Below are 15,260 nucleotides of genomic sequence, written 5' to 3'. Positions count from 1 at the left end.
GGTGCCTGATTCCGCGATGTTCAGATGTCGATGGGCGCTGCTGAATCAGCGTCACTACAAGGGTAGATCATTTCGTCCAAATCTCAAGCGTTGCTTTCGCCGCAGTGCGATCAACTATCGCTCTTGTTCCGCGGCGCGTCCCGCCTTTGCCATCTCGACAAACGCCGAACGCAATTCGCGCGCGCTTTGCAGAGACCGGGGAAAGAAAATCCTGCAGGTCGCATCGGCGGCGGCGAGATCCATGCCATCGGGATCGAAACCGGTGGCGATCCAGCCGTCGCCTTCGGCGCGACCGAAATGACGGGCATAAAGGGCAAGCGCGTCGCGATGGTCGGCATTCATGTGATCGAGTGCCGCCTGTTCGCTGCCGGCGAACTCCTCGACAAGGGCGGCGCCGTTGATGAAATCGTCGCGGTCGAGAAGAAAGGCCTTGCCGAAGCCGCCGTTCAGGCCGGCGCGTTCGGGCTCGAGCCGGAAGAACGAGAAGTCGCCGAGCCCGGCATAGAGCCTCGCCTTCGGATTGCGGTTGAGGTAGCGCCGTTCGGCGCGGATCTGATCGGCCGATCCCCGCTCCAGCCGCAAGGCGCGGCACGCCAGGCTGATGCGCGGATGCGCCAGCGGGTCGCCCTTGCCGGGCTCGCCAAGCAGCAGCGAACAGCGCGGATCGGCGAGCAACGCACCGGTGTGCGTGGACAGCATCGAGATCAGGATCAGCGGCGCGCCGTCGACGTCGGTGGCGACGCCAACCCGGCTTGCCAGCGGCGCGCCGGTGCCAGGCTCGATCGCCGCGAGCGCGCCGAAACGCGCCGCGCGGATCAGGGTTTTCGCCAGCCTGATCGCCTCTGCGTCGGTCTCGCGGATGACGTCCTTCTTCGGTTCGGTCACAAGCGCACCCGAGATAAGCTGATTTTCGTTCTCCGGTTTATCGACCGAATACACCCGCCTTTGCAAGCGCTCCGATCTCCTCTTCGCTCAAGCCGAAACGGGTCAATATGCCCGAGGGCTCGCGATCGGCGACGGCCGGAGCTGCGGCAAGCGCTTGTGCGCCTTGCGAGAAACGCGGCGCCGGCGCCGGGCGATCGAGTTCGCCGGACTTCACGAAGCCTTGCCTGGCGCGATTGTGCGGATGGTTCCTGGCTTCGACCAGGGACAGGACGGGCGCCACGCAGGCGTCCGTCGCGGCGAAAAGCTCGGCCCATTCGTCGCGCGTCTTTGCCTTGATCCGGCCGGCAATGGCGGCGCGCATCGCGGGCCATGACGACTTGTCGTACTGGCTGCCGACAAAATGCCCGTCGAGCGGCAGCAGCCTGGCGAATTCGTCGAAGAAGCGCGGTTCGAGACAGCCGACGGCAACGTGCCTTGCGTCCGCCGTCTCATAGGTATCGTAGAAAGGCGCCCCGGAATCGAGCAGGTTCTCGCCGCGCCTGTCGCTCCACAGACCCGCCGCCATATAGGCGTGAATGGGTGCGGCGAGCATCGAGGCTCCCTCGATTATCGAGGCATCGACCACCTGGCCCTTTCCGCTGCGTGAGCGCTGGAAGAGAGCGGCGAGCACGCCCGCGATCAGCATCATGGCGCCGCCGCCTTGATCCGCGACGAGGTTGAGCGGCGGCACCGGCGGCGCGTCCTGCCTGCCGACCGCGTGCAGGAGGCCCGCATAGGCGAGATAGGTGATGTCGTGCCCGGCTCGCCCGGACAGCGGCCCGTCCTGGCCGAAGCCGGTCAGGCGACCATAGATCAGCGCCGGATTGCGCTGGAGAACGACATCCGGTCCCAGCCCGAGCCGCTCCATCACGCCGGGGCGGAAGCCTTCGACGAGCAAGTCGGCCTGTGCCGCAAGGCGCAGCACCAGTTCCGCGCCCGCCGGGCGTTTGAGGTCGAGCTTGAGGATGGAACGGCCGTGGCGGTCGAGATCGTATTCTTGCGGTAGGCTCAGGAGCGGCTGGCCAGCGTCGGCACGTTCGATGCGCAGCACCTCGGCGCCCATCTCGGACAGCATCAGGGCGGCAAGCGGCACCGGACCGAGCCCGGCCATCTCGATCACTTTGAGGCCAGCGAGCGGGCCGGTCTTTCCGGCGGCAGCACCGGCGCCTGTCGGCGAGCCATTCATCCTCGCTTATTTCGGCGCCATGCGGATGGCGCCGTCGAGGCGGATGGTCTCGCCGTTCAGCATCTGGTTCTCGACGATGTGGAGGGCAAGTGCTGCATATTCCGACGGCTCGCCGAGCCGCGGCGGGAAGGGCACGGAAGCGCCGAGCGAATCCTGCACTTCCTGCGGCATGCCTGCCATCATCGGCGTCTTGAAGATACCGGGCGCGATGGTGCAGACGCGAATGCCGGAGCGGGCGAGATCGCGCGCCACAGGCAGCGTCATGCCGACGACGCCGCCCTTGGAAGCCGCGTAGGCGGCCTGGCCGATCTGGCCGTCATAGGCGGCGACGGAGGCGGTGTTGACGATGACGCCGCGCTCGCCGCCGGCGAGCGGATCGAGTTTCGCCGCCCGGTCGGCGACGAGGCGGATCATGTTGAAGGTGCCGATCAGGTTGATCTCGATCACCTTGCGGTACTGGTCGAGCGGATGCGGTCCGTCCTTGCCGATCGTCTTCACGCCGATGGCGATGCCGGCGCAATTGACCAGGATGCGCGGCGGCCCAAGCCTTTCAGCCACTTCGGCGATCGCGGCGGCAGCGCCGTCGCCGCCGCCGACATCGCATTGGACGGCAATGCCGCCGATGTCGGCCGCGACTTTCGCCGCGCGCTCGATGCCCACGTCGAGGATGGCGACACGGGCGCCCTTGGCCGCCAACGCGCGCGCCGTCGCCTCGCCAAGGCCCGATCCGCCGCCGGTGACGATCGCGATCTGGCCGTTCGGGTTCATGCAAGCCTCCCAGGATTTCGAATTATGCTACGAGGCGCGCAAGGGAGGCGCAACCGCCATAGCCGGATCGATCGACGACTGCGCCGTGGCAGCCGACCGCGCCAAGGCCGGCGTAAGTTCGGCAACCCTCGCCGTATTGGCGTGACAGACATCGCCGGCAAAGCGAGCGACGGCCCCGGGCTTGATTTCGTGATGCAGCAGGCGGTCGAGATCGACCGGGCGCGGCATGGTGATCTGCCCGCGCGGAAAGCGCTTGAAGCCCAGCGGCCCATAATATGGCTCGTCGCCGACCAGGATCACGGCCGGCGCGCCGGCTTTCCTGGCCGCCTCCAGCGCGATCGCCACCAGCTTGCGGCCGATGCCGAGATTCTTGTAGGCGGGGCGCACCGCAAGCGGGCCGAGCATCATGGCGCGACCGGCGCCAGCGGCCACGCGCGTCATGCGCACGGAAGCGATGACCGTGCCGTCCTTGACGGCGACGAAGGACATCGAGCGGTCATGTCCGCCGGCCTCGCGGATCTTGTAGGCGGCAAGCACGAAACGACCCGGGCCGAAGGCCTCGTCGTTGATGGCTTCGATTTCAGGGTCATGCGCCGGGGTTTCCGGCAGGTATTTCACGTCGGCAAGGCTCATGGTCTTTGCGTTCCGGTATACGAGGAAGGTTTGCTGCAAGCGGCAGCGTTCGCCAGTCAGCGCTACTTAAGCGCGGGCGCCCTTTCGTCGTCGGTCGAACCGGATCGAGGCAAAGTCGAACATGGGCGCCTCCGCTAGCACCAATTCTGCGCCGCTGCAATCGGTGCTTTCCGGCTTTCTTTGCCTCGCGCGCCGAACTTGTCCGTCTCCGACCGGTTTCGTCATTTGACGAACTGTTCAGCGCCTGAGGGCTTCGCCGGCCCGGTCATCAACCTAGATAATCTCCAACCGCAAGGGAGATTTTCGCATGGGATTGCTGATCGAAGGCAAATGGCAGGATCGCGCGCCGAACACCGACAGCGGTGGGCGGTTCGTGCGGACGGAGTCGCAATGGCGCGACTGGATTACGCGCGATGGCAGGCCGGCCGAAGGGCGCGCACGCGGCTTCAAGGCGGAACCCGGCCGCTATCACCTCTATGTCTCGCTCGCCTGCCCATGGGCGCATCGCACACTGATCTTCCGTGCCCTGAAGAAGCTCGAGGACATCATTTCGGTCTCCGTGGTGCATCATTTCATGGGCGAGAACGGCTGGACCTTCAAAGCCGAGGACGGCGCCACCGGCGACACGCTCTACGGTCTCGATTTCCTGCACCAGATCTATGCCAAGGCCGATCCGGCCTATTCAGGCCGTGTGACGGTGCCGGTGCTGTGGGACAAAAGGCAGCAGACCATCGTGAACAACGAGTCCTCCGAGATCATCCGCATGCTCAATTCCGCCTTCGACGAATGGGGCGATGCCGGTCTCGACTTCTATCCGGCGGCGCTGCGGGCGGAGATCGACAAGATCAACGCGCTGGTCTATCCGGCGATCAACAACGGCGTCTATCGCGCCGGCTTCGCCACCGCGCAGAAAGCCTATGAGGAAGCGTTCGGCGAATTGTTCTCGGCGCTCGATACGATCGAGGAGCGGCTTTCGAACCAGCGCTATCTGGCCGGCGAACGCATCACCGAGGCCGATTGGCGGCTGTTCACGACGCTGGTTCGTTTCGATCCGGTCTATGTCGGCCACTTCAAATGCAACCTGCGCCGCATCGCCGACTATCCGAACCTGTCGAACTATCTGCGCGATCTCTATCAGGTGCCCGGCGTCGCGGGCACGGTCGACCTGCATCACATCAAGGCGCATTATTACGGCAGCCACGGGTCGATCAATCCGACGGGAATCGTTCCGGCAGGGCCTGAGCTTGATTATGCCGCGCCGCATGACCGTAACAGGTTCAGGAAGGCGGCTTGAAATCCATCGACCGCGAGCAGGTTATTGAAAGGGCTCCGCATCGAGTTGAGCCCGTCTGCCGCGGTTGGCCTTCAAAAACCTTTTGCCGAACCGTTTGTTGAAGCCGATGGCGTTGATGCAAAAACCAAACAGCGCAAGTATTGCCAGAACCATTACCCAGGCTCCGGCGGAGACGTGTTCCAAGCTCGCCGGCGCGATGCCTACCGCCATTGAAAACAGCAGGCAAACCATTGAAAACAGCAGCGATGCGACTGTCGAAAATATGACTATTTTCCAGTACTCGTTTCGCTCAAAAAGCCTTCCGTGTCGCTTTATGAATGCCCAGTAAGAGAAAGAGGTGGATGCGAATACTATGGCTAGATTAACGGGTGTTGCCGTGGCTGACTCCATGGATGGAACCATATACACAAAGGCGATCCACGCGAGATACAGTACGATTGTAATAGTAATGTAAATTCCAACGTAGCGCCAAATATTCACCGTTTCCATGTTGTCTATGAGCATCATATTTCCCCACGTTTCAGAAATGATAGAGTCTTGAATTTCAAACGCAAGAAAAATCGCCGCGATCAAGTCACCAGTAGTGGGATGGTAGTTCGGCTCCAAGAGTTTCAGCGATCCGTCGAAGTGTCGCCGGCGTCGTGTGCTCCGGCAAACGATCGAGCGGAAAGAAAGCCGCCTCGGCGATCTCATGGTCGGGCAGTTTCGGCGCCGTCTGGCGGAAAGCTTCGATCAGATAAAGGCCGACATGATCGCGCTTGCTGGGGCGGCGGTTGAAATGCATCGATTTCAGCACCGGCGGCGCGGTCAGAGCGATATTGCCTTCCTCGGCCAGTTCGCGCGCCAGCGCTTCCTCGAGGGTTTCGCCGACCTCGACGCCGCCGCCCGGCAATTGCCAACCGGGAACATAGGTGTGGCGGATCAGGAAGACGGAGTTGGAGGCGCGGTCATAGACCAGCCCGCGCACGCCAAGCGTCATCGGGCGGCGCAACAGGAAGTAAAAATGGAACAGCCTTGCCCGCAACCCCGGCCAGCCGGTCTGGCGGAATGCCTCTTCCGAATCGGTTCGGCGATTCATCCAACGATCCCCAAGCAGACGTTCGTGGGTTGCCCCACGAACATCTGCTTGGCTTTCCTTGTTTTTCGCAGGTTCTGACCGCAAAACCGTGGGACACTTTTGCGGAACCTGCTTGGGCGAACAGCAAACGGTGAGTGGAAAGCCTTGCCGGCGTCGCTTAAGAAGGGGCCATGTTCAGGCTCGCGCATATTTCCGATGCTCATCTGGGACCGCTGCCCGATGTAACCTATCGCGACCTCGCGTCCAAGCGCGTGCTGGGCTATGTCAACTGGCAGCGCAATCGCCGCCGCCATATGCATGACGCGGTGATCGACACCATCGTCGCCGACATCAAGGCCGGCGCGCCCGATCACCTCGCCGTCACCGGCGATCTCGTCAACCTGGCGCTCGACGGCGAGATCGAGATGGCCAAGCACTGGCTGGAGACGCTCGGATCGCCGCATGACGTCTCCGTGGTCCCTGGCAATCACGACGCCTATGTGCCGGGCGCCTTCGACAAGGTTTGCCGGGCGTGGGCTCCCTGGATGACGGGCGACGGCGTCAACAGTCCGGTCGACCGCAATTCCTTTCCGTATCTGCGCGTGCGCGCCAATGTCGCGCTGATCGGCGTCACCACGGCGCGCGCCACCGCGCCCTTCATGGCCAACGGCTTCTTCATGGAGGGGCAGGCCGAGCGGCTCGGCAAGATCCTCGACGATGCGGCGAAACAAGGGCTTTTCCGCGCCATCATGATCCACCACCCGCCGGTGCGCGGCGCCGTACCGCAGCATAAGCGGCTGTTCGGCATCGCTCGCTTTCACAAGGTCATTCGCCGGCATGGCGCGGAACTCGTCCTGCACGGCCATTCGCATCTGCCGTCGCTGTTCACCATCGGCGCACGTGGCGCCAAAGTGCCCGTGGTCGGGGTTGCCGCCGCAGGCCAGGCACCGGGCGGCAAGCATCCGGCCGCTCAGTACAATCTGTTCGAAATCGACGGCGAAAAAGGCGACTGGCGTCTCCGCCTGATCCGGCGCGGCCTGACGGGGCCGGCGCTGCCGCCTTCGGATCTGCAAACGATGGATCTCGACGTGCCGGTCGTGAAGGACCGTGAACTCGTCAGAAGCTGATCTTCATGTGCACGATGCGATCCCAGAACAACGCCAGCGAAACCGCCAGGCCGACAAGGGCGCCGGCGGCGATCAGGCCGAGGCCGGCGAAGAACGTCGTCCAACCATTGCCGCGGCGGGTTTCGGATCGGATCGGCGGCTCCGCTTCCTTGACCATGGGGCGATGCAGGCCCGGAACGGCGCTCTCCATGCTCCCTTCCATCATGCGCTGCCGCTCGACGACACGTTCCGCCACGTAGCGCGTCACCGCATCGGCGACGGCTTTCAGCTCGGTCGATTCGGCCAGCACCACGCGGCCGACGCGCGTATCCTTGAGGAATCGATAGGTGCGGCGGTCGCGTCCCATGGCGACGTGGCTCACCGCGTCGATCCATAGCCGCGGCTGCAGGCCGGACGAGACGGCGAAGTCGAAGCTGTCCATGTCGGCCGGAACATCGGCAAAGACCGGGGCGAGCTCGGTTGCCAGAAGATCGAGGCGCATGCGGTGCGCATCGCGCATCTCCACAATCACATCGTCGCGGTCGGCGAAGGCGTTCTTGATGTCGCGTACCGCATCGGCGAGCTTCCGCGAGGGCTCGATCGGGGTGATTTTGTCGCCTGCATCCTTCATGGCGGCTGCCTCGTTGTTGGTTAACAGCGAGTTAACACAATCGCGGGCAAAATGCACTGCCGACGACGAGCCGTGCGACTGCTGCGGTCCGGCGGAAGCGGGTTACGGATATTTTTCGAGGTCGGTCCGGAAGAGCCAATCCCGCAGGACAATCAGCGATCAGCTCGCCGCCGCGCCCAGAGGCGGACGCAACCGTCTGCCGTGCCGGCGCGTGTTGCGACGCACGATTTCGGCAATCAGGTCCGGAGCCTCCTCGACCAGCATATGACCCGCGTCAAGGACATGGTGCAGGCGGAAATGCGACGGCAGCGCCTCGGCCTGCTCGACCGGCAGCAGCGGATCCTCCGCTCCCCAGACAACCATCACCGGCATGTCAAGCGTATCCATCTGTGCGCGGGGGATCACTCCTTGCCGGTCATCCCTTGTCATCGCGGCCGCCATATCGATCAGGGTCTGCAACTGGCCCGGCCGGGTGCGCATCCGGCACAACGCATCCACCACGTGGTCGGGCGGCGCGCTGCGCGGACCCGACATGGCCGCAAGGCTGGCGCGGACCTGCTTCCTGCCGGCCGCAGCGGCATAGCGGCGCAGCAAGGCTGCGTTGACCTCCGGGCCGAAGCCGCCGGGCGCCAACAGAGTGAGCGAGGCAACCCTGCCGGGGTCGGCAAGCGCCATCAGTGTCGCGATCGCGCCGCCCATGGAGTGACCGACGAGGTGGACCTTGCCTAACTGGCGCGCGGCAAGATCGGCCAGGATGGCCCGCGCGGCCGGCTTGGCGCCGCCCATGCCTTCGCATTCGAGTGATTGTCCATGGCCCGGCAGATCATAGGCCAGCACTCTCGCCTCCGCCGCCAGCGAGGTCGCGACGTCACGCCAGATCTCACTACAGGCTCCGAAGCCGTGCAGAAGGACGATCGTCTTCGGACCAGCGCCGCCCACGGCGGCATAAGGGAATGGAAGCATGAAAATGGAGCGGTGAAGAAGACAGGCAGCAATTTCAAATTGTGGCTGAATTGCTCCCGATCCAGACCCATGGCCAGTAAAATTTTCGCGACCGCGGCGCCGTCAGGCGTTCGACGCGCAAGCATGTCCTAATACTTGCTGGACCACAGCATCATACTTCCGCTCCGGCGATCGTGTGGCCTAAACACAGGCGCGGAGTGGATTAGCTCGGGTTGCCGATCCCGGCGGCCCGCAGGGACTGCACCAGCCGGTCGGTGAGATCGGCGGGGTATTTGCGGTCGACGAATGTCGCGCGCGGGTCGGCGGCGAATTTCGGGAATTCGGCGGTGAGCTTGTTGGCAAGCTCGCCCGCCAGCTTGTCGCGGCCTGAAATCCTGGCGCCGATCAGGCGCGCGGCCAGGTAGTGCGGCTTGGATGCGGTCGTGCGTAAAGATTCGCTGGTGACCGCCGCCTTTCTCATATCGCCCTGCATGAAGGCTCCGATGAACAGGCCATAGTCCCACCAGGTGGGATGGCCGCTGAAGGCCTCGACCGCGTGGCCCAGGATTGGCGTTCCCTCATCATATTTGCCGGCGAAGATCAGACCGTAACCATAGCCGGCGGCCATGCCGAGATCGTACGGGTTGAGTTCGTAGGCCTTTCGCATCCACCGGATCGCTTCGTCGGTGTTGCCGAGACGCGAGTTGAGGTAGCCGAAGGCGAGATGTGCATGCGGGCTCATCGGCCCCATCTGAACGGCGCGGTGGGCAAGGGACATGGCCTTTTCCAGCGAAGCGCCGGCGGGATACGCGTAGTGGTTGGTGACAGCTTCCGTATGAAGCGAGGCCAGTTCCGCGTAGACAAGCGACGATTTGGTGCCCTCGCTGACCAGCTTCTCCAGGCAGCGATACGCAGCCTCGTGGGTCGCGGCGCTCATGTCGAGATAATAGCGGTCGTCGAGCACCAGGCATCCGATCTGGCTGGTCCGGATGTCGCTCTGGTCAATGTAGCTGTAGATCGCGCCCGACGCGGGAACGGTCGAGGTGAGAAGGCTGGCGATGTTGCTTTCAACCGCACCGGAGGCGCTCTCGGCCGATGTCAGGTTGCGCGACAGGAGAACCCGGCCGGTCGCGACGCTCTGCAATTCCACCGTGACGTCGCCGGCAGCAGGCCCGGGGACAATTTCGAAAACGAAACTGATTGGATCGGCGGACCGATCGCGCGTCGAATCCGGGTCACGCCCGATGAAATCGATGGTGTCGAAACCGGCAAGCCCGGCGCGCAGCGATGACGCGACGCGAGCTGCTTCCGCTCCATCCGCCTTCATCGCAATGTAGATCAGCGGCAGCGAGTCGAATGCCGGCTGGGCGGCGGTGCCAGCCAGGCGCGCCGTTTCGACTGTCACGGTCGTGTCGCCGCCGTTGAGGAAGGCACTGCTTTGACGCGCGATGAGCACGCCGAGCATGACAATGACCAGGACCATGGCAGCCCAGAAGAACCGCAGCTGCCGCGTGAGCGACTGGGCAGGTGCCGCGGGCGCCATGGGCGCTACAGGCTCGCCGAGCGTCGGGCCATGGAGATATTCGGCCGCGGCCGGAGCAGCGTTGGCAGATGCGCCTGATCGTGCGATGGCGCCGGAGGCGGACCTGGCGTCGCCAGGCAGACGGATTGCATTCAGCTCATAGGACGGGACATAGCCGCCACGCGGAATCGCGATGCGCACGGGCTCGGCGACACCTTCATTGGCGAAGTACTGCTCCAGGAGCTCGCGCAGGCGGCCGGCCTGGACCCTGACCACGGCATCGGTGGAGGCATCGAAATCGCCGTCCTTGCCGAAGACGTCCATGGCGATCGAAACGCCTTTCAGCCTGTCCGCCTCGCCGGCCTGCTCGCGTTCGACCAGATAGCGTAATAGCCTGCGGGCACGCTCGGATCGTCCGAACGTTTCGCTGGCTAGCAGTCGCTCCAATGTCTCGCGCACTGCGGGGGCGGCAGGCGGGGCATGCTCCAAGTGTCGAACCTTTCGAAGTCGGCACAGGTTAGGGCGCGATAATATAGCGCTCGCGCCGGCGCACAAGGATGCTTCTATTATGCTTTCGCGTAAGCCACCGGAAATTCCCCCGCAGGTTAACGAATGGCAGCTTTCGCGTCTGTGTCTGAAGCGTGGCGCAATTGGAATGCGCCACGCTTGGACAGATCTACCCGGTCAAGCCTGCCGCCGAGCCTGATCGTTTCGCATCATCTGCTCGAGCCGCCGATGATCCGGTTGGCGGCCGAAACAACGGCCTCCAGCGACGCGGCCACGATGTTGGTGTTGATGCCGGCGCCGAACAGCTTGCCGCCCGGATACTCCATCTCGACATAGGAGATCGCCGAGGCGTTGGAGCCGCGCTGCAAGGAATGCTCGGAATAGTCGAGCACCGACATCTCCACGCCGACATGGCGCGAGAGCGCATCGACAAAGCCGTCGATCGGGCCCGTGCCCGAGCCGGTGATGGTGACTTCCTTGCCGTTGTCGAGGATATCCGCTTCGACCATGCGCCGGCCCTTCACCTCGGTGTCGGGATAGGTGCGATGGTCGAGGAACTTCAGGCGCGCGCCGGGCTGGTCGACATAGGTTTCGAGGAAGCGTTCATGGATGCGCTTGGCCGGAACTTCCTTGCCTTCCGCATCGGTGATCGCCTGGATCGCCTGGCTGAACTCGATTTGCAGATTGCGCGGCAAATTGAGGCCGTAATCGGCCTGCAGCACATAGGCGATGCCGCCCTTGCCCGACTGCGAATTGATGCGGATGATCGCCTCGTAGGTACGGCCGACATCGGCCGGATCGATCGGCAGATAGGGCACTTCCCAGATCGGCGTGTTGGCCTTCTTCAGCGCCTTCATGCCCTTGTTGATGGCATCCTGGTGCGAGCCGGAGAAAGCCGTGTAGACCAGTTCGCCGACATAAGGGTGGCGCTCCGGGATCTTCAGCTGGTTCGAATACTCGTAGACATCCTTCATCCGGTTGATGTCGGAGCAGTCGAGCTCCGGGTCGACGCCCTGGGTGAACATGTTGAGCGCCAGCGTGACGATGTCGACATTGCCGGTGCGCTCGCCATTGCCGAACAGCGTGCCTTCGACGCGGTCGGCGCCAGCCATCAGGCCGAGCTCGGTGGTGGCGATGCCGGTGCCGCGGTCATTATGCGGGTGCAGCGAGACGATCAGGTTCTCGCGGTTGTCGAGATTGCGGCACATCCACTCGATGCGGTCGGCATAGACGTTGGGCGTCGACATCTCGACCGTCGAGGGCAGGTTGATGATGAGCTTGTTGTCGGCCGTCGGCTTCACGATCTCGGTGACGGCGTTGCAGATTTCCAGCGCGACCTCGAGCTCGGTGCCGGTGAAGCTTTCGGGCGAATATTCGAAGCGGTAGCCGCCGCCGGCCTTGGCCGCCATGTCGGTGATCATCTTGGCGGCGTCGGTGGCGATGCGCTTGATGCCGGCGACGTCCTTCTCGAAGACGACGCGGCGCTGCAGCTCGCTGGTCGAATTGTAGAAATGCACGATCGGGCGGTGCGCGCCTTTGAGCGCCTCGAAGGTTCGCGTGATCAGCTCGGGCCGGCACTGCACCAGCACTTGGAGCGATACATCGCGCGGCACGCCGCCTTCCTCGATGCACCAGCGGGCGAAGTCGAAGTCGGTCTGCGAGGCCGAGGGGAAACCGATCTCGATTTCCTTGAAGCCCATGTCGAGCAGCATGGCGAACATGCGCGCCTTGCGTTCGTGGCCCATCGGATCGATCAGCGCCTGGTTGCCGTCGCGCAGGTCGACCGAGCACCAGATCGGCGCCTTGTCGATCACCTTGTTCGGCCAGGTGCGGTCGGTCAGGCCGACCGTCGGGTAAGATTGGTATTTGCGTGCTGCATCCGGCATGTGGCCGGCCGCGCGCTTCCCGGCTTCAGCCTCGCCGGCGCGGATTTCTTCTCGTGCGTTCATCGTCTCTTCTCCGGGCGGCTCGCGTTCGCCTTGGGCGGATTGATGGCGAGCGACGCCTCTACCAGAATTTCATTCGCTTGATTGTGACTTTGCCAAGGAGCATGCGCCTGAGGCGGCGGGTACCGACCGCCGGGCGCTCCTTCAGCGAACCCGGCGATCGCCGATAAGGCCGAGAAGAAGCAGGGTCGAAGCGAGCGCGCGCGCGGTCTCGCCGGCGAAGCCGGTGCGAGAAGAAGCGACGGAGCGGGCGCGCATGGTCATGGCGGCTCTCTTACAGGAGCGGCCCGGCGGAGGCAAGCGGGACGCATGGCCGAGTGCGCCTTGACTGATAACGCTGCCGCTGCGGGTGCTCTTCCCCGCGCCTCGCAAATGCGCCAGACTTGGCTTCGAAGGCTTCGCTACCGAGCGAAGCTTCGGGGAGGGGTCGCCCATGAATTTCGTGTTCTTCTCGCCGCATTTCCCGGCCAACGGCGTCGAGTTCTGCGACCGGCTGAAAAAAGCCGGCGCCACCGTGCTCGGCATCGGCGATGCGCCTTACGAGACCTTGAACGGCAAGCTGAAGGCGGCGCTTTCGGAATATTACCGCATCGCCGACATGGAAAATTACGATGCCGTGTTCCGGGCGATGGGGCATTTCATCCACAAATGGGGCCGCATCGACCGCTTCGAGTCGCTCAACGAGCATTGGCTCGAACTCGAAGCCAACATCCGAACCGACTTCAACATCTTCGGCACCAAGGTCGATTTCGTGAAGAATTTGAAGCGGAAGAGCCGCATGCGCGCCTTCTTCCGCAAGAGCGGCGTCGAGACCATTCCGCAGCGCAAATGCTCCGACCGCGCCGGCGCCATGACCTTCATCCGCCGTGTCGGCTACCCGGTGGTGGTCAAGCCGGATTCGGGCTCCGGCGCTTCCAACACCTTCAAGATCTCCAACGCCAAGGAGCTCGACCAGTTCTTCAGGGACAAGCCGGAGGGCGTCACTTTCGTCATGGAGCAGTTCATCGAAGGGTTGGTGGTGACCTTCGACGGGCTGGTCAACCGCGACGGCGAGGTGGTGCTGGCGGCCAGTCACCGCTACGACCAGAGCATCATGGATGCGGTCAACAAGGACCGCCACATGAGCTACACCTGCTTCCCCGAAATCACCCCGGCGGTCGAGGAGGCGGGGCGCAAGATCCTGAAAGCGTTCGACGTGCGCGAGCGCTTCTTCCATATCGAGCTGTTCGAAACCAGGGACAAGCGCATCATCGCGCTCGAGGTCAACATGCGCCCGCCCGGCGCCTGGATGACGGACGCCATCAACTACACGTTCGACATCGACGTCTATGCCGCCTGGGCCGACATGGTGGTCAAGGATGCCGCCGGCGGCCCTTACAAGGGCAAGTATTTCACCGCCTATGCCAGCCGCAAACGCCATATCGACTATTTGCACAGCCATGCGGACGTGCTAGCCGCCCACGGCGACAAGATCGTCCACCACCAGGCCATCGAAGAGGTCTTCAGCCGCGCCATGGGCAACTACGCCTACCAGATGCGTTCGAAGGATCCGAAGGCGCTGCGCCAGGCGGTCGACTATATCCACGCGGAAAAGGCCTGAGCCGATGGACGTCTCCTATCACAAGGGCCATGCCCGCAATCTCGGCCGCGACATGGAATACAAGCGCTACGGCCATGCCGGGCGCCCGGTGGTGGTGTTCCCGACCTCGCAGGGGCGGTTCTACCAGTTCGAGGATTCCGGCGGCGTCGGCGCGCTCGCCGAGTTCATCGACACCGGCCGCATCCAGCTGTTCACGCTCGACGGCATCGATTCGGAATCCTTCTTCAACAAGCATGCCGACGCGGCGCATCGCATCGCCCGCCATGAGGCCTATTTCCGCTATGTGCGCGAGGAAGCGCTGCCGGAGTTGCAGGCGGTCGCCGCCAAGTCCAATGGCGGCCGCGCCTTGAAGCCGCTGCTTTGCGGCTGCTCGATGGGCGGCTACCACTCGTCGAACTTCGTGTTCCGCTTCCCGGAGCTGGCGAGCGGCGTGATCTCGCTGTCCGGCGTCTATTCGGCCCGCGATTTCTTCGGCCGGACGCTTGAAGGCAACATCTATTTCAACTCGCCGCTCGACTATCTTCCCGGCATCGTCGACCAGAAGCTGCTCGGGCGGCTCAAGGCGCTGCGGCTCATCTTCTGCTGCGGGCAGGGCGCCTGGGAAGAGCGCATGCTGGTCGAGACGCGCGAGCTGGAACAGGTGCTGCGCGATAAATCCATCCCGGCCTGGGTCGACTATTGGGGCGGGGACGTCAGCCACGACTGGCCGTGGTGGCACAAGCAGCTTGTCTATTTCTTCGGGCGCTGGCTGGATGACGACCTCATGCACAGGTTGGACTGATGACCACGCCCGACGCGATCCGCCGCTTTGTCGAAGCCACCAATGCCGGCGATACCGAAGCCTTTCTGGCCGCATTTACCGACGATGCTTTCCTCAGCGACTGGGGTCGCGATTTCCGTGGCCGCGACGGGATCGCGCGGTGGAACCAGTCGGACAATATCGGCGTCCAGTCCAACCTTCGCATCGTGCGCGTCGCGCAGCGCGACGGCGTCTACCACGCCCGCGTCGCCGTGATGGGCAACGGCTTCAACGGTGAGGGCGACATGGCCTTCACGCTGGACGGCGACCGGATCGCAAGCCTGATCATCAGCTGAGGCCGGACAGGCCGTGGGGCGGTCGGCGGAGAAGGCCGGAAGAGCGCGC

At 63.8% G+C, this 15,260-nt stretch carries 15 protein-coding genes; 5 read left to right on the top strand and 10 right to left on the bottom strand.

Features of this window, described 5'->3' with window-relative positions; translation table 11 throughout:
• Positions 1-114 precede the first annotated feature (114 nt).
• Genes FJW07_RS21825 through FJW07_RS21810 form a run of 4 tightly spaced genes read right to left on the bottom strand, consistent with a single transcriptional unit; the run spans position 115 to position 3,511 of the window.
• A complete protein-coding gene (locus FJW07_RS21825; RefSeq protein ID WP_140782415.1) occupies positions 115-885 on the bottom strand; it encodes a HugZ family protein in 771 nt (256 codons plus the stop codon).
• A gap of 37 nt (positions 886-922) precedes the next feature.
• Entirely contained in the window at positions 923-2,110 is a 1,188-nt protein-coding gene (locus tag FJW07_RS21820; RefSeq protein WP_140858736.1) for a CaiB/BaiF CoA-transferase family protein, read from the bottom strand.
• A gap of 6 nt (positions 2,111-2,116) precedes the next feature.
• Entirely contained in the window at positions 2,117-2,878 is a 762-nt protein-coding gene (locus FJW07_RS21815; RefSeq protein ID WP_140782413.1) for a 3-hydroxyacyl-CoA dehydrogenase, read from the bottom strand.
• A 27-nt stretch (positions 2,879-2,905) separates the two neighbouring features.
• Positions 2,906-3,511, bottom strand: coding sequence for an N-acetyltransferase (locus tag FJW07_RS21810; RefSeq protein ID WP_140858735.1), 606 nt, complete (start codon positions 3,509-3,511; stop codon positions 2,906-2,908).
• 307 nt (positions 3,512-3,818) lie between these two features.
• Here FJW07_RS21810 and FJW07_RS21805 point away from each other — a divergent pair, with 307 nt between their 5' ends.
• Positions 3,819-4,805: a glutathione S-transferase family protein gene (locus FJW07_RS21805; protein ID WP_140782412.1), complete on the top strand. Its 987-nt coding sequence runs from the start codon at positions 3,819-3,821 to the stop codon at positions 4,803-4,805.
• A gap of 21 nt (positions 4,806-4,826) precedes the next feature.
• Here FJW07_RS21805 and FJW07_RS21800 read toward each other — a convergent pair whose 3' ends face one another.
• Positions 4,827-5,411, bottom strand: coding sequence for an ABZJ_00895 family protein (locus FJW07_RS21800; protein WP_140782411.1), 585 nt, complete (start codon positions 5,409-5,411; stop codon positions 4,827-4,829).
• Positions 5,380-5,883: an NUDIX domain-containing protein gene (locus tag FJW07_RS21795; protein WP_140782410.1), complete on the bottom strand. Its 504-nt coding sequence runs from the start codon at positions 5,881-5,883 to the stop codon at positions 5,380-5,382. Before FJW07_RS21795 ends, FJW07_RS21800 begins: the two co-directional genes overlap by 32 nt.
• A 170-nt stretch (positions 5,884-6,053) precedes the next feature.
• Here FJW07_RS21795 and FJW07_RS21790 point away from each other — a divergent pair, with 170 nt between their 5' ends.
• On the top strand, positions 6,054-6,989 hold the full coding sequence (locus FJW07_RS21790) for a metallophosphoesterase (RefSeq protein WP_140645687.1): 936 nt from the start codon (positions 6,054-6,056) through the stop codon (positions 6,987-6,989).
• Here the strand turns inward: FJW07_RS21790 and FJW07_RS21785 are convergent.
• The 4 genes from FJW07_RS21785 to leuA all read right to left on the bottom strand — a co-directional run bounded on the left by FJW07_RS21785 (position 6,979) and on the right by leuA (position 12,519).
• Positions 6,979-7,599: a hypothetical protein gene (locus FJW07_RS21785; protein ID WP_140653252.1), complete on the bottom strand. Its 621-nt coding sequence runs from the start codon at positions 7,597-7,599 to the stop codon at positions 6,979-6,981. The genes FJW07_RS21790 and FJW07_RS21785 overlap by 11 nt on opposite strands.
• 159 nt (positions 7,600-7,758) lie before the next feature.
• Complete coding sequence (locus FJW07_RS21780) at positions 7,759-8,562, bottom strand: alpha/beta fold hydrolase (protein ID WP_140858734.1); 804 nt, start codon at positions 8,560-8,562, stop codon at positions 7,759-7,761.
• 202 nt (positions 8,563-8,764) lie between these two features.
• Complete coding sequence (locus FJW07_RS21775; protein ID WP_140858754.1) at positions 8,765-10,552, bottom strand: hypothetical protein; 1,788 nt, start codon at positions 10,550-10,552, stop codon at positions 8,765-8,767.
• A 227-nt stretch (positions 10,553-10,779) separates the two neighbouring features.
• Positions 10,780-12,519 (bottom strand): 2-isopropylmalate synthase, encoded by a 1,740-nt coding sequence (leuA, locus tag FJW07_RS21770; protein ID WP_140858733.1) that lies wholly within the window; start codon positions 12,517-12,519, stop codon positions 10,780-10,782.
• Positions 12,520-12,949: 430 nt separating this feature from the next.
• Between leuA and FJW07_RS21760 the strand changes: the two genes are divergently transcribed.
• Genes FJW07_RS21760 through FJW07_RS21750 form a run of 3 tightly spaced genes read left to right on the top strand, consistent with a single transcriptional unit; the run spans position 12,950 to position 15,211 of the window.
• Positions 12,950-14,116, top strand: a complete 1,167-nt coding sequence (locus tag FJW07_RS21760; protein WP_140858732.1) for an ATP-grasp domain-containing protein — start codon at positions 12,950-12,952, stop codon at positions 14,114-14,116.
• Positions 14,117-14,120: 4 nt separating this feature from the next.
• A complete protein-coding gene (locus FJW07_RS21755) occupies positions 14,121-14,897 on the top strand; it encodes an alpha/beta hydrolase-fold protein (protein ID WP_140858731.1) in 777 nt (258 codons plus the stop codon).
• Positions 14,897-15,211, top strand: a complete 315-nt coding sequence (locus FJW07_RS21750; RefSeq protein WP_140858730.1) for a nuclear transport factor 2 family protein — start codon at positions 14,897-14,899, stop codon at positions 15,209-15,211. Before FJW07_RS21755 ends, FJW07_RS21750 begins: the two co-directional genes overlap by 1 nt.
• Positions 15,212-15,260 lie beyond the last annotated feature (49 nt).

It is taken from the genome of Mesorhizobium sp. B3-1-9, assembly GCF_006439595.1.
GTDB lineage: Bacteria > Pseudomonadota > Alphaproteobacteria > Rhizobiales > Rhizobiaceae > Mesorhizobium.
This window is presented reverse-complemented; position numbering and strand designations above follow the sequence as displayed.

What these genes read in the sequence shown, in the direction of transcription:
- FJW07_RS21790 (WP_140645687.1), top strand. Translation starts at nt 6,054, where the DNA reads ATGTTCAGGCTCGCGCATATTTCCGATGCTCATCTGGGACCGCTGCCC.
- FJW07_RS21820 (WP_140858736.1), bottom strand. Translation starts at nt 2,110, where the DNA reads ATGAATGGCTCGCCGACAGGCGCCGGTGCTGCCGCCGGAAAGACCGGC.
- FJW07_RS21805 (WP_140782412.1), top strand. Translation starts at nt 3,819, where the DNA reads ATGGGATTGCTGATCGAAGGCAAATGGCAGGATCGCGCGCCGAACACC.
- FJW07_RS21810 (WP_140858735.1), bottom strand. Translation starts at nt 3,511, where the DNA reads ATGAGCCTTGCCGACGTGAAATACCTGCCGGAAACCCCGGCGCATGAC.
- FJW07_RS21755 (WP_140858731.1), top strand. Translation starts at nt 14,121, where the DNA reads ATGGACGTCTCCTATCACAAGGGCCATGCCCGCAATCTCGGCCGCGAC.
- FJW07_RS21815 (WP_140782413.1), bottom strand. Translation starts at nt 2,878, where the DNA reads ATGAACCCGAACGGCCAGATCGCGATCGTCACCGGCGGCGGATCGGGC.
- FJW07_RS21795 (WP_140782410.1), bottom strand. Translation starts at nt 5,883, where the DNA reads ATGAATCGCCGAACCGATTCGGAAGAGGCATTCCGCCAGACCGGCTGG.
- FJW07_RS21785 (WP_140653252.1), bottom strand. Translation starts at nt 7,599, where the DNA reads ATGAAGGATGCAGGCGACAAAATCACCCCGATCGAGCCCTCGCGGAAG.
- FJW07_RS21760 (WP_140858732.1), top strand. Translation starts at nt 12,950, where the DNA reads ATGAATTTCGTGTTCTTCTCGCCGCATTTCCCGGCCAACGGCGTCGAG.
- leuA (WP_140858733.1), bottom strand. Translation starts at nt 12,519, where the DNA reads ATGAACGCACGAGAAGAAATCCGCGCCGGCGAGGCTGAAGCCGGGAAG.
- FJW07_RS21750 (WP_140858730.1), top strand. Translation starts at nt 14,897, where the DNA reads ATGACCACGCCCGACGCGATCCGCCGCTTTGTCGAAGCCACCAATGCC.
- FJW07_RS21780 (WP_140858734.1), bottom strand. Translation starts at nt 8,562, where the DNA reads ATGCTTCCATTCCCTTATGCCGCCGTGGGCGGCGCTGGTCCGAAGACG.